Consider the following 5,553-nt stretch of genomic DNA (forward strand, 5'->3'; position numbering starts at 1 on the left):
ATGGCGACAATGATCCCGATTTCATCGCCCTTGATCTGCTTAGCCAAGCCGAACACGATGAGAGCGCGCAGAGCATTCTGATCACCACCGACCCCGCCTTTGCCCGCGCGGTGGAAGAAGCGGTCGAGAAACGTCTGCTCACCCTTGAGCGTCGCGCCATCGCGGGCGCCAGCTGGCGCGACAATGGTGCGATCATCACGGTGGCTGACCTCGACGCCGCGGCGGCGCTTAGCAACCGGATCGCGCCGGAACACCTTGAACTCTGCGTGGCGGACCCAAAGGCGCTGTCGGAAAAGATCACCCATGCGGGCGCGATCTTCCTTGGCCAATGGACGCCGGAGGCGATTGGAGATTACGTCGGCGGGCCGAACCACGTTCTGCCCACGGCGCGGTCGGCGCGCTTCTCTTCGGGGCTGTCGGTTTTGGATTTCATGAAGCGCACCACATTGGCTCAGATGTCGCCCGAAGCCCTCAAAGCCATCGGCCCGGCGGCAGAGCGGTTGGCCCAGTCAGAGAGCCTTGAGGCGCATGGCCTGTCGGTCACCGCGCGCCTGCGCAAGCTGAACGACTAGGGCAGGGGGGGGCAGAAGCCGCCTGCGCAGGAGGCAGGGCGCTGCCCGCTGTGCCCCCGGGCGCGACATTCGCCACCGGGCATGCTCTCGCGCATTGCCCCCTTCCCACCGCTGCGCTATCCACGAAATGGTATCGCCAGCAAAAAGGATGCGTCCATGACCCGCATCACCCATATCGCGCTTGATGACGCGAACATGCCGCCCCCCACGCCTGAGATCGATCAGGAGCGTAAGGTGGCCATGTTCGACCTGCTGGAAGAGAACAGCTTTGTCCTGCCCGAACGGGAGAAGGGCCCGGTGCCCGAAGGGCCTTATCATCTGTCCCTGTCCATCCGCGACAAGCGGCTGGTCTTTGATGTGGAGACCGAAGCGGCTGAAAAGGCGGCGGAATTCCACCTTTCCCTCGGCCCGTTCCGGCAGGTGGTAAAGGATTACTTCCAAATCTGCGAAAGCTATTTCGAGGCGGTCAAGAAACTGCCCCCCAGCCAGATCGAGACGATCGACATGGCCCGGCGCGGCATCCACAACGAAGGCTCCCGCGTGCTGCAAGAGCGTCTGTCGGGCAAGGCCGAGATCGACACCGACACCGCGCGGCGGCTCTTTACCCTGATCTGCGTTTTGCATTTCGGCGGATAAATGAAGCAGCTGCTGCCTCAATCCGTTCTCTTCTGCTGCGACCATAACGCCGTCCGTTCGCCCATGGCCGAAGGCTTGATGAAGAAATTCTACGGCACCGGCACCTATGTGCAGTCCGTGGGCGTCAAGATCGACATGGAGATCGACGGCTTTTCCATCGCCGTGTGCAGTGAATTGGATGTGGAGTTGGACCGGCACCGCAGCCGCAGTTTCGATGAAATGGAGGAATGGGGCGACGATCTGGGGTCATTCGATCTGATCATCGCGCTGAGCCCCGCCAGCCAGCGCCGGGCGCTGGAGCTGACGCGGTTTTACCATCTCGACGTGGAATATTGGCCGATCCTTGATCCCACGGGACTGGGCGAGAGCCGCGAGGCCAAACTCACCCAGTTTCGCGCCGCCCGCGATCAGATCGTCGGACGGCTGATTGATCGCTTTGGCCAGCCGCCCAGCGAAAGCTGAGCTATCAGGTGTTGGAGCAGGCCGCCGCGGCGCTCTGGCCATAGGCTTTCCACGTGCTCCAGAAGGCGTTGTCGCTTTTGTTGTCGGACTGACGCATTTCCTGCAAACGGTGGGGGTCGCGGAAAATCTTGGCGCCTTGGCGCTGATCCGAGCGCGACAGCGTCTGATCCGCCACCGCCTGCACGCAGCCACAACGCGCGTGGCTGGAGCCGCGGCGCCCATCGGCCAGACAAGCCTTTTGAATTGGTCCCGTGGCGAAAAGCACCGGCGTCGGGGAGAAACGTCCCACGGCGGCATCGCTGGAATAACGTGATCCGCCACAACCCGCCAAGACGACGAGCGCCATCAAACTTGCAACTGTCCGCATTGATTTGCCCTATTGTTTTGGACCATGGGGTTTTCCCCTTGTGGCCCGGTCTGCTCTGCTCATCACTATGCCGCAAAATGGGGCTTCGCGCAATTCTCCTTTGGGGGCAAAGCACCTTGGCCTGCGATAAAGCGCCGCGAAGGGCGCGAAGCGGGCTCTGGCACGCTCATGGCCAATTGACGCAGGCGCGGCACTGCGCCATATCCCCTTGCATGACACCGCTTGAAAACATCCGCAATTTCTCCATCGTGGCGCATATCGACCACGGCAAATCCACGCTGGCCGACCGGTTGATCCAACTCACCGGCACGGTCGCCGAACGCGACATGCAAAGCCAGCTTCTGGACAACATGGATATCGAGCGGGAGCGGGGCATCACCATCAAGGCCAACACCGTCCGCATCGAATACCCTGCCAAGGACGGCAAGACCTATGTGTTGAACCTGATCGACACGCCCGGACACGTCGACTTCGCCTATGAGGTCGCGCGCTCCATGCATGCGGTCGAAGGTTCGCTGCTGGTCGTCGACGCCACCCAGGGCGTCGAGGCGCAGACGCTGGCCAATGTCTATACCGCCATCGATGCGGATCATGAGATTGTGCCGGTGCTGAATAAGGTCGACCTGCCCGCCTCTGACCCCGACCGCGTGCGCGAACAAATTGAGGACGTGATCGGCATCGACGCCTCCGAGGCCTGCCTGATCTCTGCCAAGACCGGCGTCGGCATCCCCGATGTGCTGGAAGCGATCGTCAATAAACTGCCGGCACCTAAGGGCGGCGACCCCGATGCGCCACTCAAGGCGATGCTGGTGGACAGTAAATATGACCAATACCTTGGCGTCATCTGTATCGTCCGGATCATCGACGGCACCCTGAAAAAGGGCGACCGCATTCGCATGATGAAGACCGGCGGCACCTATGACGTGGACGATGTGGGCGTTTACCGGCCCAAGATGACCGGCGTCGAAAGCCTCGGCCCCGGCGAGATCGGTTATCTGAACGCCTCGATCAAACAGGTCCGCGACACCCGCGTGGGCGACACGATCACCCATGAAAAGCGCAAGTGTGAAACCCCGCTGCCGGGCTTTAAGCCCTCGGTGCCGGTGGTTTTCTGCGGTCTCTTCCCGGTCGACGCCAATGACTTCGAAGACATGCGCGATGCGATCGAAAAGCTCGCCCTGAACGATGCCTCCTTCACCTATGAGATGGAAACCTCTGCCGCGCTTGGCTTTGGCTTCCGCTGCGGTTTCCTTGGCCTGCTGCACCTCGAAGTGATCCGCGACCGGCTTGAGCGTGAGTATGACATCGACCTGATCACCACCGCCCCTTCGGTGATCTATCACGTCCATATGAAGGACGGGGAGATGCAGGAGCTGCACAACCCCGCCGACATGCCCGACATGACGCTGGTGGACCACATGCAAGAGCCGCGGATCAAGGCGACGATTCTCGTGCCCGATGAATACCTTGGCGATGTGCTGAAGCTCTGCCAAGACCGCCGCGGCATTCAAGAAGACCTGACCTATGCTGGTTCGCGGGCGATGGCCGTCTATGACCTGCCGCTGAACGAGGTGGTGTTTGATTTCTACGACCGGCTGAAGTCGGTCACCAAGGGCTACGCCAGCTTTGACTACCAGATGATCGGCTACCGGCAGGACAATCTGGTCAAGATGCAGATCCTCGTGAACGACGAGCCGGTGGATGCGCTCTCGACCATGGTGCACCGCGACCGCGCCGAGATGCGTGGCCGGGCGATGGTGGAAAAGCTCAAAGACCTGATCCCGCGCCACATGTTCAAGATCCCGATCCAAGCGGCCATCGGCGGCAAGGTGATTGCCCGCGAGACGCTCTCCGCGATGCGCAAGGACGTGACGGCGAAGTGTTACGGCGGCGACGCGACGCGGAAGAAGAAGCTGCTGGAGAAGCAGAAGGCGGGTAAGAAGAAGATGCGGCAGTTCGGGAAAGTGGACATCCCGCAGGAGGCGTTTATTTCCGCGCTGAAGATGGATGGGTGAATTCCAATAGTGTCCTTAAGTGATTGAGGTTAAACTAGATTCACAAGATGGTTGTTGGCTTCTACTTTTGCTGCCAGACTCAAAAAAAACGGGCGGTAAAAATGAACCAACGATTTGTGCTTTCTCCACAGCCGACTATGAAGCGCGTAGCTGACTTAGACGGCCCTGATTTCTATCCTACGCCGAAATGGGCTACCCATGTCCTCGCTGACAACGAAAAATTTGAAGGTGATATCTGGGAATGTGCCTGCGGTGACGGCGCGATGGCTGAGGTATTAAAGCAGACCGGAAATAAAGTAATATCTTCGGACTTGTACGACCGGGGCTATGGCGAAGCCGGAATAGATTTTCGATCCGAAAATAGAATTGTCGATAATATTGTTACTAACCCGCCCTTTCACAGCGCAGAAGAATTTGTTCACGCCGGTTTGCGCCAGACTAAAAAGAAGCTGGCCCTTCTGCTTCGGTTGGCCTTTCTCGAGAGCGCGACCAGGCAGAAGACTATATTTTCTGTTCATCCACCAAGTTCCGTCTGGATATTCAGCGAACGGATAACCTTCTATCCAAGCGGAGCGGTGAAAAAAGGCAGTGGAACGACAGCATACGCTTGGTATGTGTGGGACCAAGAATATGATGGACCCACACAGCTTAAGTGGCTACCGACAGGTTATAAATCTAGGTTTCGCTAAGTAACTTGATCGCGACCGCTCTGCGTAATAGTCCAGCTTTCTTCATCTGCGTCATAAGTTGCGTACCCAAGCCTGGCTAAGCCGGGTCCCTGATCTCGGTGCGATACAAGGTTTCTTACTTTTTGAGAAAAATATGTATCACCGCGACCGTCAGCGATTTCGGCATCTTTCCCGGTGGGTTTCAGGCGATTTTCAAGTAGTTCGATCAATTGCGACGTGGTGAGCGTCCCGCTTGCGGAGTTGTTAAGTTCTTTAAGTGCTTCTGTTCGAATTTGCGATTCGCTATAAATCATTGATTTTCCTTCCCTCAATGTGCGTGTAATTACGCGACTCATTAGGTGGGAATTGAAATCGACTCTTACAATAGTTTGAACTTATTGAGGTTGGAAGGTGCCCTCCCAATGGCCAAATCTTCGATTTGGCAGTGCCCGAACCGAGGGGCGGGCGCGGTGGCAGACACTTACCTCTCATCCTTTTCGCTAACCAATGTACACCGCCTGCGGGGTATGCGACCTTCCTCCCCAACCACCGCCGCCACAGGACCCTCCCCATGACCACCCCCTGCATCCTCTGCGTCGCCATCACCGGCTCCGTTCCCACCAAAGCCGCCAACCCCGCCGTGCCGATCTCGATCGCCGAGCAGGTCGAGTCGACCCACGCAGCCTTCGAAGCCGGGGCCTCCATTTGCCACGCCCATGTGCGCAACGACGATGAAACCCCATCCTCCGACCCCGAGAAATTCGCGCGGCTGATGGAAGGCGTGCAAAAGCATTGCCCCGGCATGATCATCCAGTTCTCCACCGGCGGGCGCT

Annotated in this window: 8 protein-coding genes; 6 read left to right on the plus strand and 2 right to left on the minus strand. The window is 58.7% G+C overall.

The annotated features are described in order from the left end of the window. The 3 genes from A3722_RS02595 to A3722_RS02605 form a co-directional block, all read left to right on the plus strand. The coding region (locus A3722_RS02595) for a histidinol dehydrogenase (RefSeq protein ID WP_201721950.1) at positions 1–572 on the plus strand (572 nt) is incomplete at its 5' end. 132 nt (positions 573–704) lie between these two features. Next, positions 705–1,208, plus strand: coding sequence for a UPF0262 family protein (locus A3722_RS02600; protein WP_260012785.1), 504 nt, complete (start codon positions 705–707; stop codon positions 1,206–1,208). Beyond that, entirely contained in the window at positions 1,209–1,670 is a 462-nt protein-coding gene (locus A3722_RS02605) for an arsenate-mycothiol transferase ArsC (protein ID WP_067623917.1), read from the plus strand. A gap of 4 nt (positions 1,671–1,674) precedes the next feature. Here A3722_RS02605 and A3722_RS02610 read toward each other — a convergent pair whose 3' ends face one another. Then, positions 1,675–2,037: a hypothetical protein gene (locus tag A3722_RS02610; RefSeq protein WP_067623915.1), complete on the minus strand. Its 363-nt coding sequence runs from the start codon at positions 2,035–2,037 to the stop codon at positions 1,675–1,677. Between the two features lie 212 nt (positions 2,038–2,249). Here A3722_RS02610 and lepA point away from each other — a divergent pair, with 212 nt between their 5' ends. Together lepA and A3722_RS23040 are read left to right on the plus strand one after the other, a co-directional pair. Continuing rightward, positions 2,250–4,052 (plus strand): translation elongation factor 4, encoded by a 1,803-nt coding sequence (gene lepA, locus A3722_RS02615; RefSeq protein WP_067623912.1) that lies wholly within the window; start codon positions 2,250–2,252, stop codon positions 4,050–4,052. Between the two features lie 101 nt (positions 4,053–4,153). Beyond that, entirely contained in the window at positions 4,154–4,741 is a 588-nt protein-coding gene (locus A3722_RS23040; protein ID WP_082849329.1) for a class I SAM-dependent methyltransferase, read from the plus strand. Here the strand turns inward: A3722_RS23040 and A3722_RS23815 are convergent. Beyond that, the gene (locus tag A3722_RS23815) at positions 4,738–5,034 is read right to left on the minus strand and encodes a hypothetical protein (RefSeq protein WP_150119998.1); all 297 of its coding nucleotides are present in this window, start codon (positions 5,032–5,034) and stop codon (positions 4,738–4,740) included. The two genes, A3722_RS23040 and A3722_RS23815, sit on opposite strands and share 4 nt — an antisense overlap. A gap of 257 nt (positions 5,035–5,291) precedes the next feature. Here A3722_RS23815 and A3722_RS02625 point away from each other — a divergent pair. Beyond that, the coding region (locus tag A3722_RS02625) for a 3-keto-5-aminohexanoate cleavage protein (RefSeq protein WP_150120409.1) at positions 5,292–5,553 on the plus strand (262 nt) is incomplete at its 3' end.

This window comes from Sulfitobacter sp. HI0027 (assembly GCF_001634775.1).
Taxonomy (GTDB): Bacteria; Pseudomonadota; Alphaproteobacteria; order Rhodobacterales; family Rhodobacteraceae; genus Sulfitobacter.

Bases quoted from the DNA above. Each gene is read 5' to 3' on its own strand.
- lepA (WP_067623912.1), top strand. From the start codon at position 2,250: ATGACACCGCTTGAAAACATCCGCAATTTCTCCATCGTGGCGCATATC.
- A3722_RS23815 (WP_150119998.1), bottom strand. From the start codon at position 5,034: ATGATTTATAGCGAATCGCAAATTCGAACAGAAGCACTTAAAGAACTT.
- A3722_RS02605 (WP_067623917.1), top strand. From the start codon at position 1,209: ATGAAGCAGCTGCTGCCTCAATCCGTTCTCTTCTGCTGCGACCATAAC.
- A3722_RS02610 (WP_067623915.1), bottom strand. From the start codon at position 2,037: ATGCGGACAGTTGCAAGTTTGATGGCGCTCGTCGTCTTGGCGGGTTGT.
- A3722_RS23040 (WP_082849329.1), top strand. From the start codon at position 4,154: ATGAACCAACGATTTGTGCTTTCTCCACAGCCGACTATGAAGCGCGTA.